Origin of the sequence: Propionibacterium cyclohexanicum, assembly GCF_900111365.1 — a bacterium.
GTDB classification, from domain to species: domain Bacteria; phylum Actinomycetota; class Actinomycetes; order Propionibacteriales; family Propionibacteriaceae; genus Propionibacterium; species Propionibacterium cyclohexanicum.
Genome location: NZ_FOGZ01000018.1, coordinates 20,829 through 39,929 on the forward strand (window position 1 = coordinate 20,829; position 19,101 = coordinate 39,929).

General features: G+C 67.7%; 12 protein-coding genes and 1 pseudogene. 8 read left to right on the forward strand and 5 right to left on the reverse strand.

What is annotated here, in order from left to right:
* Nucleotide 1 precedes the first annotated feature (1 nt).
* From cydB to BMX93_RS09025, 8 genes and pseudogenes are all read left to right on the forward strand, one after another.
* Nucleotides 2-1,141 carry a cytochrome d ubiquinol oxidase subunit II gene (cydB, locus tag BMX93_RS08995; protein ID WP_091970252.1) on the forward strand — a complete coding sequence of 380 codons (1,140 nt, stop codon included), beginning with the start codon at nt 2-4 and terminating at the stop codon, nt 1,139-1,141.
* A gap of 83 nt (nt 1,142-1,224) precedes the next feature.
* Nucleotides 1,225-2,781 (forward strand): annotated as a pseudogene (gene cydD, locus BMX93_RS13325) (thiol reductant ABC exporter subunit CydD); the annotation flags it as partial.
* A 195-nt stretch (nt 2,782-2,976) separates the two neighbouring features.
* Nucleotides 2,977-4,635: a thiol reductant ABC exporter subunit CydC gene (gene cydC / locus BMX93_RS13110; protein ID WP_245725810.1), complete on the forward strand. Its 1,659-nt coding sequence runs from the start codon at nt 2,977-2,979 to the stop codon at nt 4,633-4,635.
* Between the two features lie 174 nt (nt 4,636-4,809).
* On the forward strand, nt 4,810-5,130 hold the full coding sequence (locus BMX93_RS09005; RefSeq protein ID WP_091970255.1) for a thiamine-binding protein: 321 nt from the start codon (nt 4,810-4,812) through the stop codon (nt 5,128-5,130).
* Between the two features lie 287 nt (nt 5,131-5,417).
* Nucleotides 5,418-7,049 carry an NAD(P)-binding protein gene (locus tag BMX93_RS09010; protein WP_091970257.1) on the forward strand — a complete coding sequence of 544 codons (1,632 nt, stop codon included), beginning with the start codon at nt 5,418-5,420 and terminating at the stop codon, nt 7,047-7,049.
* Nucleotides 7,050-7,180: 131 nt separating this feature from the next.
* A complete protein-coding gene (gene nifJ, locus BMX93_RS09015) occupies nt 7,181-10,771 on the forward strand; it encodes a pyruvate:ferredoxin (flavodoxin) oxidoreductase (protein WP_091970306.1) in 3,591 nt (1,196 codons plus the stop codon).
* Nucleotides 10,772-10,862: 91 nt separating this feature from the next.
* Nucleotides 10,863-11,912 (forward strand): dihydroorotate dehydrogenase-like protein, encoded by a 1,050-nt coding sequence (locus BMX93_RS09020; RefSeq protein WP_245725811.1) that lies wholly within the window; start codon nt 10,863-10,865, stop codon nt 11,910-11,912.
* Between the two features lie 86 nt (nt 11,913-11,998).
* Nucleotides 11,999-12,772 (forward strand): SDR family oxidoreductase, encoded by a 774-nt coding sequence (locus BMX93_RS09025; protein WP_245725807.1) that lies wholly within the window; start codon nt 11,999-12,001, stop codon nt 12,770-12,772.
* Here the strand turns inward: BMX93_RS09025 and BMX93_RS09030 are convergent.
* The 5 genes from BMX93_RS09030 to BMX93_RS09050 all read right to left on the reverse strand — a co-directional run bounded on the left by BMX93_RS09030 (nt 12,769) and on the right by BMX93_RS09050 (nt 19,073).
* Nucleotides 12,769-13,215, reverse strand: coding sequence for a pyrimidine dimer DNA glycosylase/endonuclease V (locus BMX93_RS09030; RefSeq protein WP_091970261.1), 447 nt, complete (start codon nt 13,213-13,215; stop codon nt 12,769-12,771). The genes BMX93_RS09025 and BMX93_RS09030 overlap by 4 nt on opposite strands.
* Before the next feature lie 152 nt (nt 13,216-13,367).
* Nucleotides 13,368-15,353 (reverse strand): ABC transporter ATP-binding protein, encoded by a 1,986-nt coding sequence (locus BMX93_RS09035; RefSeq protein WP_091970263.1) that lies wholly within the window; start codon nt 15,351-15,353, stop codon nt 13,368-13,370.
* Nucleotides 15,350-17,083 carry an ABC transporter ATP-binding protein gene (locus tag BMX93_RS09040; RefSeq protein WP_091970265.1) on the reverse strand — a complete coding sequence of 578 codons (1,734 nt, stop codon included), beginning with the start codon at nt 17,081-17,083 and terminating at the stop codon, nt 15,350-15,352. Before BMX93_RS09040 ends, BMX93_RS09035 begins: the two co-directional genes overlap by 4 nt.
* A complete protein-coding gene (locus tag BMX93_RS09045; RefSeq protein ID WP_177170160.1) occupies nt 17,074-17,673 on the reverse strand; it encodes a TetR/AcrR family transcriptional regulator in 600 nt (199 codons plus the stop codon). The genes BMX93_RS09040 and BMX93_RS09045 overlap by 10 nt, the downstream gene beginning before the upstream one ends.
* 491 nt (nt 17,674-18,164) lie before the next feature.
* Nucleotides 18,165-19,073 (reverse strand): alpha/beta hydrolase, encoded by a 909-nt coding sequence (locus BMX93_RS09050; RefSeq protein WP_091970267.1) that lies wholly within the window; start codon nt 19,071-19,073, stop codon nt 18,165-18,167.
* Nucleotides 19,074-19,101: the final 28 nt, after the last annotated feature.

Sequence of the window (19,101 nt, forward strand, 5' to 3'; positions counted from 1 at the left end):
AATGTTCACTGATATCGCTCTGACAAGCCTGCAAACCGCCACTCTTGGTGCCACCCCGCTGCAGGTCGTCTGGTTCCTGCTCATCGCCGTGCTGTGGTGCGGGTTCTTCTTCCTCGAGGGCTTCGACTTCGGCGTGGCCATGCTCTACCCGGTCCTCGGACGCGATCCCAAGCGCCGCCGAGTCCTCATCAACAGCATCGGGGCCACCTGGGATGGCAACGAGGTGTGGCTCATCACCGCTGGTGGTGCCATGTTCGCTGCCTTCCCCGGCTGGTATTCCACATTGTTCAGTGCGCTCTACCTGCCTCTCTTCCTCGTCCTGGTGGGCCTGATCCTGCGCGGCATCTCCTTCGAGTACCGCGCCAAGCACCCCAGCACGCGCTGGCGTGACACCTTCGACACGATCGGCACAGTCGGCTCGTTCATCGTCACGCTCGTGCTCGGCATCGGTTTCGCGAACTTCGTCCGGGGGCTGCCGGTCGCCCCTGACACGAGCGCGGCATACGGCGATCCGAACCTGTTCACCGGGGGATTCTGGAGCCTGTTCAACTTCTACGGGCTGCTCGGCGGAGTTACCTTCGTGCTGCTGTTCATCACGCACGGCGCGATGTTCCTGGGCATCAAGACCTACGGTGAGGTCCACGACGATGCGATGTCCCTGCTCAAGAAGCTGGGTCCGGTCACGGTCGTCGTCGTGGCGGCCTTCGTGCTGCTGGGCAATATCGTCTACCCGGCCAGCGAGAACCCATACGCCGGCACCCTTGCGTCCGTGCTCATGTGGCTCACCGGACTGCTCGCCATCGCCGCGGTGGCATTCGGCGTGCTCGCCCAACTGCGGGGGCGCAATGTGCTGGCCTTCAGCGGGACCGGGCTGTCGGTCATCGCCATGGTCGCGATGATCTTCGTGAAGATCTACGGCACGCTCGGCTTCGTCTCGGCAGACCCGAACCGGCCGCTCAATATGGTGACGGCGTCGAGCTCGCCCATGACATTGCAGCTCATGACGGTCTTCGCCGTCATCATGGTCCCCATCGTCCTCGCATATCAGGTCTGGAGCTACTGGGTGCTGCGCAAGCGGCTCAGCGTCAAGGACCTGCCCCAGCAGCCCATCGAGGAGAATGTCGTCGAGGTGCAGGCATGATCGTCACACTCCGGGGGCTCTGAGTGGCTGCACCGCTCGACCCGCGACTCATCAAGAGGGCGACAGCCACCAGGGGCTTCCTGGTGGCTGTCGCCCTTGTCGGCGTCGCAACGGCATTCCTCGTGCTCATCCAGGCACGGCTCATCTCCGATGCCGTGGCCGGCGTCTTCGACACCCACTCCACCGCCGGACTTCTCGGCCCGGCCCTGCTTCTCCTGCCGGTCTTCGGGGCCCGGGCGGGGCTCAACTGGCTCAACCAGCTGCTGGCCCACCGGGCCTGCGCTGCGGTGAAATCGCAGCTACGTACCGACATCATGACGGCCCGGCTGGCGCATCCCACCGATGCCTCCAATCCCAGCGGCACCCTCATCACCCTCGTCACGCAGGGCCTGGATGCCCTGGACGGCTACTACTCGAAATACCTGCCGCAACTCATGATGGCGGCGAGCGTGCCCCTCATCATCGGCGTCGCGATTCTCACCCAGGACCTCGAGAGCACCCTCATCATCGCCGTCACCATCCCGCTCATCCCCATCTTCATGGCCCTCATCGGGCTGGCCACTCAGGAGCAGGTGCGCCGCCGCTTCGCGGTGCAGACCAAGCTGGCCAATCACTTCGCCGATCTGGTCTCGGGCCTGCCCACGCTGCAGGTCTTCGGGCGGGCGAGGGCTCAGCTCAAGGGCCTGCGGAGCACCGAACGAGCCCACCGCACGGAGACGATGAAGACCCTGCGACTGGCCTTCATGTCCTCCTTCGTCCTGGAGCTGCTGTCCACCATTTCAGTGGCGCTCGTGGCGGTCAGCATGGGATTTCGCGTCGTCAACGGGGCCTTCGACCTGCGCACCTCACTGTTCGTCCTCATCCTCACCCCCGAGGTCTACCTGCCGATTCGCCAGGTGGGGGTGCACTTCCACGACTCCGCCGACGGCACGGCAGCTGCCGAGAAGGCCTTCGAGATCATCGAGGCCGGTGAACGCGAGATCGTGGGCGCCAGCACGCCGGCTCCCGATCCGGGACGGGTCCCGGTCGTCTTCGAGGATCTCCAGGTGCGCTATCCGGGTGCCGCAGCCCCGGCGCTGACGCACTTCAGCTGCCGGGTTGAGCCCGGTCAGGTGGTCGTGCTGCGCGGCCGCTCGGGCGGCGGCAAGTCCACCGCCCTGTCGGTGCTCCTGGGCTTCCAGGCGCCCAGCGCCGGCCGCGTGCTCGTCGGCGAGGCCGATCTGGCCAGCCTCGACATGGACAGTTGGCGGGCGCGGCTGGCCTGGGTCGGACAGGACCCCGGAATGCTCAACGGCACCATTGCCGACAATCTCGTCCTGGGGCATCCCGGCGCCAGCCGGGCCCAGATGCGTGATGCCCTGGACAGGGCGGGCGGTGCCCGGCTGGGTCTTGACCACCAGGTGGCCGACGAGGCCGAGGGCCTGTCCTCCGGGGAGCGTCGCCGGGTGGCATTGGCCCGGGCACTGCTGCGGATCGAACTGGGCGGTGCCCGGCTGCTCGTCCTCGACGAGCCGACGGCCGGACTCGACCAGACGACCGAGGCCCAGGCCATCGCTGCCGTGCGCGCCACCGGCGCCTCTGCGCTCGTCGTCTCCCATCGCGAGGCCATGATCGAGGAGGCGGACGCCGTCGTCGACGTCGTCGCCCCGGTGGCGCCCCTGGACGACCACCCGCTCGGCACCCAGACCCCAGTCTCGCCGCCGCGAGATACCACCAGGCACGAGCCCAAGGATCTGCAGTGGCGCTCCACGAGCACCCAGTTCGCTTTCGGCACCGACGAGCACCCGCACTCGCTCGTCGTGCGCGCGCCGGAACCCGAGCCCGGGCCGGCCGACATCTCAGGTCTCGCACTCGACCCCTCGGCATCCACCGCCCGGCGGGTCTCCCGGCTTGTGGGGCATCTGCTCGATGCGGTGCCGAAGGGCCGCTGGCGGCTGGTGGTGGCCATCGCGCTGGCATTCGCCGCCACCGCCTCCTCGGTGGGGCTCATGAGTGTCTCGGGCTGGTTGCTGAGCCGCGCGGCAGAGCACCCGCCGGTGCTCTACCTCCTGGCGGCCAGCGTCGGAGTGCGCTTCTTCGGTATCGGACGCGCCGTGTGGCGCTATCTCGAGCGCTTGGTCGGTCATGATCTCGCGCTGCGCATGGAGGGTTCGCTGCGCGAGACGGTCTACGGCAAGCTCACCGGAACGACCCTGCTGGGCCGGCGCCGTGGCGACCTGCTGGTGCGGGCCACCGCCGACGTCGATGCCGTGATGGACGTCGTGGTGCGCGTTGTCGTGCCCTTCGTCAGTTCAGTGTTTGTGATCCTTGCCACAGCCGCGATGCTCGCGATCTTCTCGCCCTCGGCGGCGATCGTCGTCCTCGCCTCGAGCCTGCTCGCCGGGCTCGTCATGCCGTGGCTCGGCGCCCGGCTCAGCCAGCGTGCCGATGAGGCTGCCGTTCCGCTGCGCGGCGAACTGGCGCAGCAGGTGCGCGAGGTGGCGCGCTGTGCACCCGAACTCGTTGCCTACGCAGGCCAGGCCGGTGCGCTCACGGCGCTGCGTGACACCGACGCGCGGTTGAGCGCCGCCGAAGCGAGGGGAGCCTGGACGCGGGGCATCGCCAGCGCCGGGCAGATGCTCGCCTGCGGCCTGTCAGTGGTCGGCGCGCTGCTCCTCGCCGGACCCGAGGTGGCTTCCGGCGCGCTGCTCGGCCGGGCGCTGGCAGTAGTGGTTCTCACTCCGCTGGCGCTTCACGAGAGTTTCGGCGATCTGGGCCAGTCCGCCCAGACCTTCACCCGGGCCCGCGTCGCGCTCGACCGGGTGATAGCGCTGCTCGCCGAGCCTCCGGTCGGTCACGGTGACCGGGTGCTAGGCCCCGAGACCACAGGACGTGAGCTTCAGCTGGAGCATGTGGACGCCGGCTGGCCCGGGGGGCCGGCGGTCGTCACGGATGTGAGCCTTCGCCTCGGGCCGGGGGAGCGCCTCGCGCTCATCGGCACCTCGGGGGTGGGCAAGACCACCCTCGCCGCCACGATCATGGGGCTCATCGACCCCAAGGCGGGCACCGTACGGGCCCCCGGTGCGATCGGCTATCTCGCCCAGGACGCCCACATCTTCGCCACCTCGGTGGCCGAGAACGTGCGGATCGGCAACAAGGACGCCAGTGACGAGACAGTGCGTGAGGCCCTGGATCTGGCCGGGCTCGGCGCGATGGATCCCCACCGCGAGGTCGGCGAGGAGGGTGCCACGCTGTCGGGGGGAGAGGCCCGCCGGCTCGCCCTGGCGCGGGTGCTCGTCTCGCAGTCCCCCGAGCAGCTCATCATCCTCGACGAGCCCACCGAGCACCTCGACCACGAGACGGCCAAGGCCGTCATGACCGACCTATGGGCCGCCGTCGGCGGCGCATCCGTGCTTGTCATCACCCACGATGCCGAACTCATCGAGGTCTGCCCCGAAGTCCTCGACCTCGATGAGCACCGGGCGGTGCCCTCCGCTGTGCCGGCTGCGCCCTGAGAGGGGCGCACGTACCCGAGGCCGCCGTCCTGAGAGGGCGCACACGCACCCAAGGCTGTGCCCTGAGGGGCGCACACGCACCCAAGGCTGCACCCTGAGGGGCGCGCAGGGGGTGCCCTGAGATGGTGCACCCACGGGGGTGCCAGCGGGATCGCCCGGCTCTAGTCTGGGGTCATGCTCGTTGCATTCACGATCAGCCCCATGGGGAACGACAACCCGGACGGTTCCGTCCACGACGCGGTGGCCGCCGCGGTCAAGGTGGTCCGCGAGTCGGGCCTGCCCAATGAGACCAACAGCATGTTCACGAACATCGAGGGCAGCTGGGACGAGTGCATGGCGGTCATCCACGACGCCTGCGCGGCGGTCGCCGCGGTGGCGCCGCGCGTCTCGCTGGTTCTCAAGGCCGACATCCGCCCCGGGCGCAGCGGGGAGATGAAGGCCAAGCTCGACCGTCTCGAGGTGGCGCTCGACAAGCTCGCGACCCCCGGCGCCTAGCCTGCCGGCCCCGAGCCGCACGTCGGGCGAAGGCCATGGGTTGGCGGCCACACGCTGGGCGGCTGTGGCGCGCAGGCACCAGTGTGCGCGCTCACATTGCGGCCCACCCAGCTACCAATTGGTAGGACCAACCAGCTAGCATCGAGGGCGTGACCTCTTGGAGCGAGCCCACCGTCGGGAACCTGCCAAGGAGCCATCGGCCAGTCGAACCGGGCACAGCAGCCAGGTTGACCCACCGGATCCTTCGACTTGCACAGTGACACAGATGAGGTAGAGGAAAACCTTCGATGACTCCCGAACGCCACGACATCACAGCGCTCCCCGACCTGGCGACAGCAGTCGGCCGGGTGGGCCCGGTACGTACTCGCATGCCGGTCTACGTCGATCTGCTCCCGCCCTGCAACAACGCATGCCCCGCCGGGGAGAACTGCCAGGAATGGCTGCGGCTGGTCAAGGTGAACGGCCAGGAGGCCGCCTGGCGCCAGCTCGTGCGCGACAACCCCTTCCCCGCCATCCACGGGCGTGTCTGCTATCACCCCTGTGAGAGCGCCTGCAACCGCAAGGACCTCGACCAGCCGGTCTCGATCCACTCCGTCGAGCGCTATCTGGGAGATCTGGCGATCGAGCGGGGCTGGCAGTTCGACCGCCCGGCGACACAGACCGGACGCCGGGTGCTCGTCATCGGCGCCGGCCCCGCGGGGCTGTCCGCCGCCTATCACCTGGCCAGGCTGGGCCATGAGGTGGAGATCCACGATGCCGGGCAGCTGGCCGGCGGGATGATGCGCTACGGGATCCCCGAGTACCGGCTGCCCCGCGCAGTCGTCGATGCGGAGATCGCCCGGATCGAGGCGCTGGGCGTCAAGATCGTGCTCAACCATCCCGTCAAGGACCTCATGGACGAGCAACGCGAGGGCGAGTTCGACGCCGTCTTCGTCGCAGTGGGCGCGCATCTGTCGCGTCGCGTCGAGATCCCCAGTTCCGACGCGAGCCATATGGTCGATGCGGTCGATTTCCTGCGCGGCGTGGCCAGCGGCGAGAAGCCGGTGATCGGGCGCCGGGTCGCCGTCTACGGTGCCGGCAACACTGCGATGGACGCAGCGCGCACAGCGCGGCGGCTGGGTGCCGAGGATGCGGTCATCATCTACCGTCGCACCGAGGCCCAGATGCCAGCGCACAAGGAGGAACTCGAAGAGGCCGAGCGCGAGGGCGTCCAGGTGCACTGGCTGCGCACCATCAACGAGATGCACGGCCCAGACATCGAGGTCGAGATCATGGAGCTCGACGAGGACGGCAAGCCGCATGGCACCGGTCGTTTCGAGAAGCTCGCCGCCGATACCGTCATCATGGCCGTCGGCCAGGTCGCCGACACCGGCTTCCTGCACGGGGTGCCCGGCATGCAGTTCGACGACGATGTCGTCAAGGTCGATCCCCAGACCCTCATGACCGATGTTCCCGGAGTCTTCGCGGGCGGCGACGCGGTGCCCTCGGAGCGCACCGTCACGGTCGGCGTTGGCCACGGCAAGCGGGCTGCCAAGCAGATCGACATCTGGCTCAACCACCAGCGTCCGGTACCGCGCGTCAAGCATCCCGTCGTGCACTTCGACGACCTCCACCTGTGGTACTTCGGCGACCACCCTCGCGAGGTGGAACCCGAGCTCGACCCCGCCGAGCGAGTCGTCGACTTCGACGAGGTCGTTAAGGGGCTGACCGAGCAGGAAGCCGTCTTCGAGGCCAACCGTTGCCTGAGCTGCGGCAACTGCTTCGAGTGCGATGGCTGCTTCGGGGCCTGTCCCGAGGACGCCATCGTCAAGCTCGGCAAAGGCCACCGCTACCGCATCGACTACGAGAAGTGCACCGGATGCGGCACCTGTTACGAGCAGTGCCCCGCCCATGCCATCGAGATGATTCCGGAGAAGTGAAGACAATGACCACCACTGCAACAGCTGGGTCCCTTCGCGGATCGCAGACCGGAACTCGCGAGGCCGGGGCCGTCCACGACGATGCCCCCGCGCAGGCCTCTGCTCGCCGGGAGGCCGACCTGGCCCATCAGATGATCTGCGACGGCAACACCGCCGCCTCCGACGTCGCCTTCCGGATCAACGAGCTGTGCTCGATCTACCCGATCACCCCCAGCTCGCCGATGGCCGAACTCGCCGACGAGTGGAGCGCCAAGGCCCGGCCCAATATCTGGGGCCAGGTACCCCATGTGATCGAGATGCAGTCCGAGGCCGGTGCTGCCGGTGCCCTGCACGGTGCACTGCAGGGCGGCGCGCTGTCCACCACCTTCACTGCCTCGCAGGGCCTGCTCCTCATGATCCCGAATATGTACAAGATCGCCGGCGAGCTCACGAGCACCGTCATGCACGTCGCGGCACGCTCGCTGGCCACCCAGGGCCTGTCGATCTTCGGCGACCACCAGGACGTGATGGCCTGCCGCCAGACCGGGTTCGCGATGCTGTGCTCCACCGGCGTCCAGCAGTGCCATGACAATGCGCTCATCGCCCAGGTGGCCACCCTGCGGGCCCGGGTGCCCTTCATGCACTTCTTCGACGGCTTCCGCACGAGCCACGAACTCAACACCTGCATCCAGCTCACCGATGACGAGCTTCGCCAGATGGTTCCCGACGAGCTGGTCCGCGAACACCGCGAGCGGGCACTGAGCCCCGAGCATCCCTTCATCCGCGGCACCGCGCAGAACCCCGACGTCTACTTCCAGGGCCGCGAGGCGGGCAACAAGTACTACGAGGCGGTCCCTGCCATCGTGCAGTCCACCATGGACGAGTTCGCCCAGATGACCGGACGTCAGTACCACCTCGTGGACTATCACGGTGCCCCGGACGCCGAGCGGGTGGTCGTGATCATGGGCTCGGGCGCCGAGACCGCCCAGCAGACGGTCGCGGCGCTCAACGCCGAGGGCCAGAAGGTCGGGCTCGTCGTCGTACGCCTCTATCGGCCCTTCCCGGCCGAGCAGCTGCTGGCCGCCATCCCGGCCAGCGTGCGCAAGATCGCGGTCCTGGACCGCACCAAGGAGCCGGGTTCGAACGGCGAGCCGCTGTTCCTCGATGTCATGTCCACGCTGTCCGAGGCCTACAGCACCGGGGCCCGCGACACCCTGCCCACCATCATCGGCGGACGGTACGGCTTGTCGAGCAAGGAGTTCACGCCCGGCATGTGCGTCGCCGTCTATGACGAGCTGACCCGGGAGCGGCCCAAGCGGCGCTTCACCGTGGGCATCAACGACGATGTGACGAATCTCTCGCTGAGCTATGACCCGAGCATCGACCTGGAGGACCCCGCCACGCAGCGGGCCGTCTTCTACGGCATCGGCTCCGACGGCACGGTGGGCGCGAACAAGAACACCATCAAGATCCTCGGTCACGAGCCGGGCATCTTCGCGCAGGGCTACTTCGTCTACGACTCGAAGAAGTCCGGCGGCCTCACCACCTCCCACCTGCGCTTCGGGCCCGATCCGATCAAGGCGCCCTATCTGGTGAGCCAGGCCGGCTTCATCGGTGTCCACCACTGGGCCGATCTGGAGCGCATCGATGTCTTGGCCTTCGCCCGGCGCGGCACGACGGTGCTCATCAACTCCCCCTATCCCGCCGACGAGGTCTGGGACAGGTTGCCCGCTCCGATGCAGCGCAAGGTGATCGACCTCGATCTGGCGTTGTATGCCATCGACGCCGGCTCTGTGGCGCGTGAGGTCGGCCTCGGGAACCGGACCAATACCGTCTTGCAGACCTGCTACTTCACGATCAGCGGCGTGCTGCCCGAGGACCGGGCGATCGACCGGATCAAGGAGTCGATCACGACGACCTATGCCAAGAAGTCCATGGAGATCGTCCGTAAGAATCATGCGGCCGTCGATGCGGCCCTGGAGCACCTGCACCGCATCGAGGTGCCGGCTGCGGTCACCTCCCAGCGTGGCTACTCCCAGCCTGTACCCGAGTGGGCGCCCGACTTCGTCAAGGACGTCACCGCCGCCATGATGACCGAGCAGGGCGAGTCCCTGCCGGTGAGCAAGATCCCCGCCGATGGCTCCTTCCCCTCGGGCACGACGAAGTTCGAGAAGCGCAATATCTCCGAGATCATCGCGGTCTGGGACGCCGAGGCCTGCATCCAGTGCGGCAACTGCTCGTTCGTCTGCCCGCATGGCGTGCTGCGCGCCAAGTACTACAAGCCCGAGGCACTCGAGGGAGCCCCGGACAGTTTCGAGTCGGTGCCGCTCAACGCCGCCGGACTGCCCAACGAGCGCTACACGCTGCAGGTCTTCGCCGAGGACTGCACCGGCTGCGGGCTGTGCGTCGAGGCGTGCCCGGTGCATCCCATCGGTCAGCCGCAACGCAAGGCGATCAACCTCGACAGCGTGCTCGACCGCAGCAAGGAGCGCGCCAACGTCGAGTTCTTCACCTCGCTGCCGCATCCGGACCGCACCCGCGTGAACTACGGTTCGGTGCGCGGCACGCAGTTCCTCGAACCGCTGTTCGAGTTCAGCGGAGCCTGCCCGGGCTGCGGCGAGACGCCCTATCTCAAGCTGCTCACGCAGCTGTTCGGCGAGCGTGCGCAGGTCGCCAATGCCACCGGCTGCTCGTCCATCTACGGCGGCAATCTGCCCACCACTCCCTGGGCGAAGAATGCCGAGGGACGCGGTCCTGCGTGGAGCAACTCGCTGTTCGAGGACAATGCCGAATTCGGCTTGGGCATGCGCCTGGCTGCCGATCTTCACCTTGCGCTGGCCCGCCAGCGCCTCACCGAGCTGGAGGAGCTCATCGATCGCCCCCAGCTTGTGGAGGCGCTGCTCAATGCTCCCCAGGCACAGGAATCCGAGCTGCACGCCCAGGCAGTGCGCGTCGACGAGCTGCGCGCCCGGATCGCCGAGCTGATTGCGCAGCCCGCGCTGGAGGGCGGGCTGCGGGCGAAACTTGAGGATCTGAGCTCGGTGGTGGACAACCTGCTGCGCCGCTCGGTGTGGATTGTCGGCGGCGACGGATGGGCCTACGACATCGGCTCGGGTGGCCTGGACCATGTGCTGTCCACCGGGCGCAATATCAACGTGCTCGTGCTCGACACCGAGGTGTACTCGAACACCGGCGGCCAGAGTTCCAAGGCCACCCCGATGGGTGCAGTCGCGAAGTTCGCCACCGCCGGCAAGACCACCGGATCGAAGGACCTGGCCATGCAGGCCGTCTCCTACGGAAACGTCTACGTTGCGCAGGTGGCCTTCGGAGCCGATCCGGAGCAGACGCTCAAGGCATTCCGCGAGGCGGAGGCCTACGACGGGCCGAGCATCATCATCGCCTACAGCCACTGCATCAGTCACGGCTACAACCTGCGCAAGGGCCTGGACCAGCAGTACAAGGCGGTGGCCTCGGGACACTGGCCGCTCATGCGCTACAACCCCGAGGTGCGCAACGCCGGCGGGAACCCCTTCCTGCTCGACTCGCAGCGTCCCCGGCTCCCGCTGGGCGAATACCGCAAGACAGAGCTCCGCTTCAAGATGCTCGCCGCGAAGGACCCGCAGGAGGCCGAACGTCTCATCCAGCTGGGCCAGGAGCAGGTGAACCGGCGCTGGGCCGATTACGAGGAGATGGCCTCCAGGCCTGCCGAGATGTTCGCCGCCGACGCCCGCAAGGAGGCCTGAGATGCCCATCATCGACAACGAGGCCCTCATGGCGGCGGCCGCCTCTGCCGCCGCGAAGTCAGTGGCAGGCAACAACGCCACCGACCTGCTCATGGCACCCAACCAGGTGAATGCCCAGGTGGACACCTCGGTCGGGGTCGACCTCACCACCAGCTATCTGGGGCTCACCCTGCGTACCCCGCTCGTGGCCTCGGCCGGGCCACTGAGCCAGTCCGTCGAATCCGTGAAGCGGCTGGAGGACGCCGGTGTCGGCGCCGTGGTGATGTACTCGCTGTTCGAGGAGCAGGTGCGCTACGACCAGGAACAGCGGGTCCGTGTCGTCGAGGCACATGCGAACAGCTTCGCCGAAGCGCTGAGCTATTTCCCCACCGAGCCGAGCACGGCCAACAGCGAGACCAGCCAGTACCTCGATCTCCTGGAGAAGTGCGCGAAGTCCCTGGAGATCCCGCTCATCGCGAGCCTGAACGGTACCCGGCTGGGGAACTGGACCGAGACCGCCCGAAGCCTGCAGGACGCCGGGGCGTCGGCGATCGAGCTGAACACCTATCTGCTGCCCGGTGATTTCACCCTCAGCGGGGCCCAGATCGAGCAGCGCCATCTCGATCTGCTGGCTGCCGTGAAGAGTGTCGTGAGCATTCCGGTGTCGATCAAGCTCTCGCCCTATTTCAGCAACTTCGGCGCGTTCGCCACTCGCCTCGACCTTGCCGGGGCCGACGGCCTCGTGCTGTTCAATCGCTTCCTGCAGCCCGACATCGACATCAACCGGCAGGAGGTGGTCTCGGGCTTCGAGCTGTCGAATCCCGAGGAGGGACGCCTGCCGCGCACCTGGATCGCTGCGCTGAACGGCCGCGTGAGCGCATCGCTGGCGGCCTCGGGTGGTGTCGAGGGCTACCGAGACGTCGTGAAGGGCATCCTGGCCGGCGCCGATGTGGTGATGACCACCTCGGCGCTGGTGCGCCACGGCGCGTCCTATGCCGCCGAGCTCATCAAGGGACTGCGCAGCTATCTCAACCGTGAGCAACTCACCTTGACGGCTGCCCGTGGCATGCTGGCCGTGCCGAAGACGGCATCGGTGACCGACTACGAGCGTTCTGGCTATGTGTCAGCCCTGGAGAAGGCCAAGCGGCGCTACGGGGTCTGACCAGCAGCCAGATCCGGCATGGCGTCCGGCGCTGCTGCTCCGGTGAGCGGCGTCGGGCCGCGGTATCTCGGGAGAGGCAGGCGATCGTGGTGACAGGGGACGGACGGGATCTTTTCTCACTGGCAGGCCGCACGGCGCTGGTGACAGGCTCGGTGCGCGGCATCGGCCTGGTGGTGGCGCAGGCTCTCGGCCGGGCGGGCGCGAGTGTCATCCTCAACGGACGTCACGCCGAGACTGTGGCGGTGGCCGTGGAGAAGTTGCAGGACGAGGGCATCGATGCCGACCCCTTCGTGGCCGACATGGCACAGCCGGGTGTCAGTGAACAGATGCTCTCCGCGGTCGGCGAGCGAACCGACATCTTGGTGAACACGATCGGCGCACGGGACCGCCGGGGCACCGGCGAGATGGCCACCAATGAGTTTCGGGTGGTCGTCGAGCTCGATCTGGTGAGCATCTACGGCATCAGTGCCGCCGTCTCCCGGCAGATGGTGGCCCGCGGATGCCAGGGCCGGATCATCAACATCTCCTCGGTGGTCGGGCATCTGGGAAAGCGCGGTGATGTTGCCTACAGCGCCGCGAAGTCTGGGCTGGAGGGGCTGACCCGGGCGATGGCGGCCGATCTGGGACCGCACGGCATCACCGTCAATGCGATCGCGCCCGGATGCATCGCCACGCCGGCCAATCGCGAGCTGGTGGAGGACCCGAAGTGGCGCGACTGGCTGGTCCGGCGCACGATGCTGGGACGCTGGGGGCGTCCCGAGGAACTGGCTGGGGTCGTCGTGGCACTGGCCTCCGATGCCGGCTCGTTCATCACCGGGCAGACCATCGACGTGGACGGCGGGATGTCCGTCACGTTCTAGCCGGCGGCGCGCTCCCAGGGGGCGATCGGCCCCTCGACGATCCGGAACGATGGATGAGGCTCGATCTGGTGTTCGTCGAGCCCCGCGAATGCGGCTGCCGCGCCGGGGCTGCGCTCGATGAGCTTGGCCCGCAGGTGGCCTGCCTCGAAGAGCAGCTGTTCGCGCGTGACGGTCATGAACCCGACCGAGCCAGGCGGTGACTCGATGATGCGGGTGCGATCGAGATGGTATCCCCGGCGGTCCCCCTCGTCGGCCAGGCCGGCGAGATAGGCCGCGAGGGCAACCAGCGGCTCTGCCTGGGCCGAGAAGCGCTGGAGCTGCGGGTGAGCGCGGTAGCCCTTCGTGCGGCCGGCCAGCACTGCCTGCGCCAGCAGGGATTCGCGCCAGCAGCCGAGCAGGCCCTGACGATCCAGATACTGCGGGTGGAGCGACCACATTCTCATGAGCTCATCGTGCCCATCGGCGCGCCCGGGCGTCGATCCGCGATGCTGGGATCGGCTCGCTTCGGTCGGGGACTCTGCGGAGGGCGAAAGACCTGGCGGGCGTCACCGAGCATGGTGACGCCCGCCAGGTCCGGGGCCGAGAAGACGCCAGCTCAGGCCACCGCCTCCTCCCGGCCGGCCTTGAACTGTGCCTGGTAGAGCCGCCAGTAGGCGCCCCGGGCGGCGATGAGCTCCTCGTGGGTGCCCTGCTCGACGATCGCGCCGTGCTCCATCACGAGGATGAGATCCGCGTTGCGGATGGTGGACAGCCGGTGCGCGATGACGAAGCTCGTCCGCCCCACCCGAAGCCGGTTCATCGCCTGCTGGACGAGCACCTCGGTGCGGGTGTCGACCGAGCTGGTGGCCTCGTCGAGGATGAGGATCGCCGGATCGGCGATGAACGCCCTGGCGATGGTGAGCAACTGCTTTTCGCCGGCCGAGACGTTCGAGCCCTCGTCGTCGATCACCGTCTGGTAACCCTGGGGCAGCATGCGCACGAAGCGATCCACATAGGCCGCCTTCGCCGCGGCGTGCACCTCCTCCTCGGTGGCGTCGGCCTTGCCGTAGGCGATGTTGTCGTGGATGGTTCCCCCGAACAGCCAGGTGTCCTGGAGCACCATGCCCAGCTGGCTGCGAAGCGCGCCGCGCGGGACGCCCGCCACGTCGACGCCGTCGACGGTGATCCGGCCGTCCTGGACGTCGTAGAAGCGTTCGAGCAGATTGACCAGGGTGGTCTTCCCGGCACCGGTCGGCCCGACGATGGCGATCTGCTGACCGGGCCTGGCCTCGATCGAGAGGTCCTCGATGAGCGGCTCGTCGGGGGAGTAGCTGAAGCCCACCTTCTCGAAGCGCACATGTCCCTTGACGGGTAGATCGAGGGTGCCGGTGGCCTCCGGGGTCTGCTCCGTGGCGTCGAGCACCTCGAAGACCCGCTCGGCACTCGCCACCCCGGACTGGAGAAGATTGGTCATGGAGGCCAGCTGGGTGATCGGCTGGGTGAACATCCGGGAGTACTGGATGAACGCGGTGACGTCGCCGATCTGCATCTGCCCGCTGGCCACCCGCAGCCCGCCGATGACTGCGACGGCCACATAGTTGAGGTTCCCGATGAAGAAGTTCACCGGCATGATGAGGGCGCTGATCGCCTGAGCTCCGAAGGAGGAGCGGAGCAGCTTGTCGTTGGTCCTCTTGAACTCGGCCTCCACCTCGCGCCGGCGCCCGAACACCTTGACGAGGGCATGCCCGCTGAAGGCCTCTTCGACCTGACCATTGAGCTCGCCGGTGGCCGTCCACATGTCCACGAACCGCTTCTGGGCCTGCTTGCCGATGATGAGCGAGACTGCCAGCGAGAACGGCACAATGAGCAGGGTGACGCCCCCCAGCAGCGGGCTCACGGTGAACATCATGATGAGGACGCCGACCAGCTGGAGGGCCGAGTTCAGCATCTGCGAGAGAGTCTGCTGGAGGGTCTGGGAGATGTTGTCGATGTCGTTGGTGACGCGGCTGAGAAGCTCACCGCGCGGCTGGCTGTCGAAATAGCTCAGCGGCAGGGAGTCGATCTTGATGCTGACCTTCTCGCGCAGCCGGTAGATCGCCCACTGCACCACCTTGTTGAGCAGATATGCCTGGAGGAAGCTGAGCAGCGCGGAGAGCACAGCCAGGCCGACGGCCCAGCTCAGGATGCCTCCCAGTCGGGAGAAATCGATGCCTTGACCGGGGATGAGGCTCATTCCCGACAACATCGACGCCTGGTCGCTCTTGCCCTGGGCCCGCAGCCCGGCAATGACCTGGTCGATCGTCGTCCCGGCGGGCAGGTGCTTGCTGATGAACCCGGCGAAGACCACGTTCGCAGCCTTGCCGAGCAGCCTGGGCAGGTAGACGCTCAGTGCCACGCTGGCGACGCCCATGACCACGACGACGCCGAGCAGGACCTTGTTGGGGCCGAGCTCTGCGAGCAGCCGGCGCAGCGAGGGGCCGAAGTTCACGGCCTTCTCGGTGGCACTGTTGCCCATCCCGGGGCCATGCTGCTTGGTCACCGAGGCGGAATACTCGGGGCGCTCGTTGGACGCCTTGGCCTTCTGGCCCGTCTGGGTGCTCATGCCGCCTCCTGTGCGGTCATCTGGGAGTCCACGATTTCGCGGTAGGTCTCGCAACTTTCCAGCAGTTCGGAATGGGTGCCGCGTCCGACGATGCGGCCGGCGTCGAGCACGATGATCTGGTCGGCATTGCGGATCGTCGAGACACGCTGGGCGACGATGAGCACTGCCGAGTCACCGGTCTCTTTGGCCAGCGCGCTGCGCAGTCGCGCATCGGTGGCCACGTCGAGCGCGCTGAATGCGTCGTCGAAGACGTAGACCTGGGGTTTCTTCACGAGGGCACGCGCGATGGACAGCCGCTGGCGCTGGCCCCCCGAGACGTTGGTGCCGCCCTGGGAGATAGGCGCCTCGAGCTGGCCGTCCATCTTCTCGACGAAGTCGGCGGCCTGTGCGGTCCGCAGGGCCTCCCACAGCTGCTCGTCGGTGGCGTCCGGCTTGCCGTAGCGCAGATTGGACGCGACGGTGCCGCTGAACAGATAGGGCTTCTGGGGGACCAGCCCGACCTTGCTCCACAGCAGGTCCATGTCGAGCTGGCGGATGTCTGTGCCGTTGAGGGTGATCCGCCCGCCGGTCACGTCGAACAGCCGCGGGATGAGGTTGACCAGAGTCGTCTTGCCCGAGCCGGTGGCACCGATCACGGCCGTGGTCGTCCCGGGGGTCAGCTCCAGCGAGATGTCGTGCAGCACCGGTTCCTCGGCCCCGGGGTAGCTGAATTCCACGCTGTCGAGGCGAAGCAGCCCGCCGGGCGGCAGGGCGCCGACCGGGTCGTCGACCGGTCCCACCGTGGACTTCGTCGTGAGCACGTCCATGATGCGCCCGGCGCAGATCTCGGCGCGCGGCACGAGAAGCGCCATCATGGTGGCCATCATGACGCTCATGAGCACCTGGGTGAGGTAGGTCATGAAGGCGGTCAGCTGGCCCACCTGGATGTTGCCGTTGTCGACGCGCAGCCCTCCGAACCACCACACACCGGCAGTGGAGACGTTCATGATGAGCATGACGAGGGGGAACAACAGCGCGAAGAGGGTGCCGATCTTGATGCCGAGCCGGGTGAGGTCGAGGTTGGCGATGTTGAAGCGCTTGCGCTCGCTGTCCTCGCGGACGAAGGCGCGGATCACCCGGATTCCGGTGATCTGCTCGCGCAAGACGCGATTGATCGTGTCGATCCGGGTCTGGTTCTGCGCGAACAGCGGGCTCATCCGGGTGGCGATGAAGCCGACCCCGAGCCCCAGCGCGACCATGGCGGCGACGATGAGCCAGGCAAGCCCGGCGTCCTCGCGCAGGGCCATGACAATGGCACCGGCCATGGTGATGGGCGCACCGAGGATGAAGATGCAGGTCATGAGCAGCAATTGCTGCACCTGCTGGACGTCATTGGTATTGCGGGTGATGAGGCTCGGGGCGCCGAACTTGTTGACCTCCTGGCTCGAGTAGCCGAGCACGGTGTCGAAGAGCGACGCGCGGACATCGCGGCCGATGCCCATCGCCGTCCGGGCGCCGAGATAGGCGGCAACGATCTGGGCGAGCACTTGGGCAAGCGCGATGACGAGCATGAGCCCGCCGGTGCGCCAGATGTAGTTCGTGTCGCCCTGGGCGACACCTTGATCGATGATCTTGGCGTTGTAGGTGGGCAGCGCGAGCGAGGCCAGCGAGGCGACGATCTGCACCAGCACCACCGCCACGAGGTGCCATCGGTAGGGCCCAATGTAGCGGCCCAGGAGTTTCAACAGCATGACTCTTCTTTCTCGAGACCATGGACGAGCAATGTCGCGACACCCTCGGGTTCGATGGTGATGTGGTCGCTGAACATGGGGTGATAGGTGGCCATCGCGACCGAGCGGATGAAGGCCGCGGCGGTCCGCACCTCGGTCCTCAGGTGCGCGGACCAAGGGGCCAGGGCGTCCTCAACGGCGGACTGCAGGGCAGTGAGCCGAGCGGGCATCGGTCCCTTGGGACCGTGCCGGTGAGGGACGATGTCGGGGGAGGGCATGGCGTGGAGGGCCGCGAAGAGGGCGGCGACTCCAGCGATGTTGGTATGGAGCAGGGTGAGGATCCGGATGACCCGCGACTCCAGATCGGGGTCCGGGGGGAACTGCCGGATCGCGTGCACCATGGGCATGGGATCGAGGACGTCGTCGATGACGGCGTCCAGCAGATCCTGCTTGGAGTCGAAGACGCGGAAGATGGTCCCTTCGGCGATTCCGGCTGCCTCGGCCACCTGTCTGGTGGTGAAACCGGCGCCGTGCGCCACCAGCAGGGGCCGGGTGGCGTCGATGATGGTTCTCCGCCGTTCATCGGCGGGCAGAGGTGCTGCGCGTGTCACGAGTGACAAGCGTACTGAGTGAGCGCTCACTCATTCAAGTTGGCGACGCCTATTCGCCATCGTGCCACCACATGCTCACGCGGCGCGAGTCCCTGGCCGGTGGATTCTCGGCCCGCGAGCCCATCGGGCCCGCCATTCGCGAGGCCCGCGAGCCACCGGACCTGCCACTCGTCGGGCCCGCAAGCCATCGGGATCGGTCGGGTCCTCGCGATCCCCGCTGGGCCGACCGGCATGCAGATGCCGTTGGGCCGACCGGCATGCAACAGCCCCGCGCCGGGTGGCCGTCACCTCGCTGTGACGACCTCCGCGCGGGGCTGTTCTCGGTCATCCCGATGTGTGCGCATTGTGCCGGGACGATCCGGTGGAGGAAAGCTCATCACCGCTCATGCGAGTGGGTTGTGAGTTCATCCTGGCACCTCCGATGTGCCGACATCCAGCGTTGTCACCGGATCGTTATCTTCTCCGGCCGAGCAGTGGTCGGCTGGCCCGGTTCATCGTGGGCGGTCAGCTGCAGTGCGTGCCAGCTGCTCCAACCAGGCGACGGTGTCGGTGACCACTGACTCCACCTCGGGGCTCTCCTTCCATGCGCTGAGGCAGCCATGGCCGAGGCCGTGCACATGGGCGGTGCTCACCGCGATTCCGGTCGCGCGCAGCCGACGCCCGTACTCGGCGATCTCATCGTTGAGCACGTCGCCGTCGGCGGTGATGAGCCGCGTCGGCGGCAGTCCGGCCAGGGTGGCGGCGCGCAGCGGTGAGGCGCCGGTCTCCAGCCGCCGGCGCGGGTCGGGGCAGTAGAGATCCCAGCAGACCCTCAGCTCCTCGCGGGAGATGTCCTCGGGGTGGGTGGCCCGGAAGTAGCTGGGGCGGTTCAGATCGTGGTCGAGCACCGGGTAGACGAGCAGCTGTCCCACCAGCGGCGGAGCGCCGGCGTCGCGGGCGCGCAGCGCGCAGGCTGCCGCCAGGTTCCCGCCCGCCGAGTCCCCGGCCACCACGATGCGGGGTGGAGCAGTGATTCCGCTCGTGTCGAACCAGGCAATCGCCTCGCGGCTACCGAGGAAGCGCAGCGCGGCCCAGCAACGCTCCAGTGCTGCCGGGTAGCGCTGCTCGGGGGCGAGGGGATAGTCCACCATGACCACTGCCCAGCCGCTGACATCGGCCAGGTGACGCGCCAGCCGGTCGTACTCGTCGATGGAGTACATCACCCATCCGCCGCCGTGGAGGTAGACGAGCAGGCCGCGCGGGTGGGAGCTGGCGCTCAGCAGCCGCAGCCGCACCGGGCGCCCACCGGGCACGAGGCCCTCGGCGACGATGGGCAGCCGTGGCCCGGGCCCTAGGGCATGTTTTGCGGCGCAGGCGCGTTCTCTGACACCGGCCAGATCCAGCGGGTCGAAGGAAGCCATGGCGGTGACCGTAGCGCCTGCGCAAGCG

Bases quoted from the DNA above. Each gene is read 5' to 3' on its own strand.
- cydB (WP_091970252.1), top strand. From the start codon at position 2: ATGTTCACTGATATCGCTCTGACAAGCCTGCAAACCGCCACTCTTGGT.
- BMX93_RS09005 (WP_091970255.1), top strand. From the start codon at position 4,810: ATGCTCGTTGCATTCACGATCAGCCCCATGGGGAACGACAACCCGGAC.
- BMX93_RS09010 (WP_091970257.1), top strand. From the start codon at position 5,418: ATGACTCCCGAACGCCACGACATCACAGCGCTCCCCGACCTGGCGACA.
- nifJ (WP_091970306.1), top strand. From the start codon at position 7,181: ATGATCTGCGACGGCAACACCGCCGCCTCCGACGTCGCCTTCCGGATC.
- BMX93_RS09020 (WP_245725811.1), top strand. From the start codon at position 10,863: ATGGCACCCAACCAGGTGAATGCCCAGGTGGACACCTCGGTCGGGGTC.
- BMX93_RS09030 (WP_091970261.1), bottom strand. From the start codon at position 13,215: ATGAGAATGTGGTCGCTCCACCCGCAGTATCTGGATCGTCAGGGCCTG.
- BMX93_RS09035 (WP_091970263.1), bottom strand. From the start codon at position 15,353: ATGAGCACCCAGACGGGCCAGAAGGCCAAGGCGTCCAACGAGCGCCCC.
- BMX93_RS09040 (WP_091970265.1), bottom strand. From the start codon at position 17,083: ATGCTGTTGAAACTCCTGGGCCGCTACATTGGGCCCTACCGATGGCAC.
- BMX93_RS09050 (WP_091970267.1), bottom strand. From the start codon at position 19,073: ATGGCTTCCTTCGACCCGCTGGATCTGGCCGGTGTCAGAGAACGCGCC.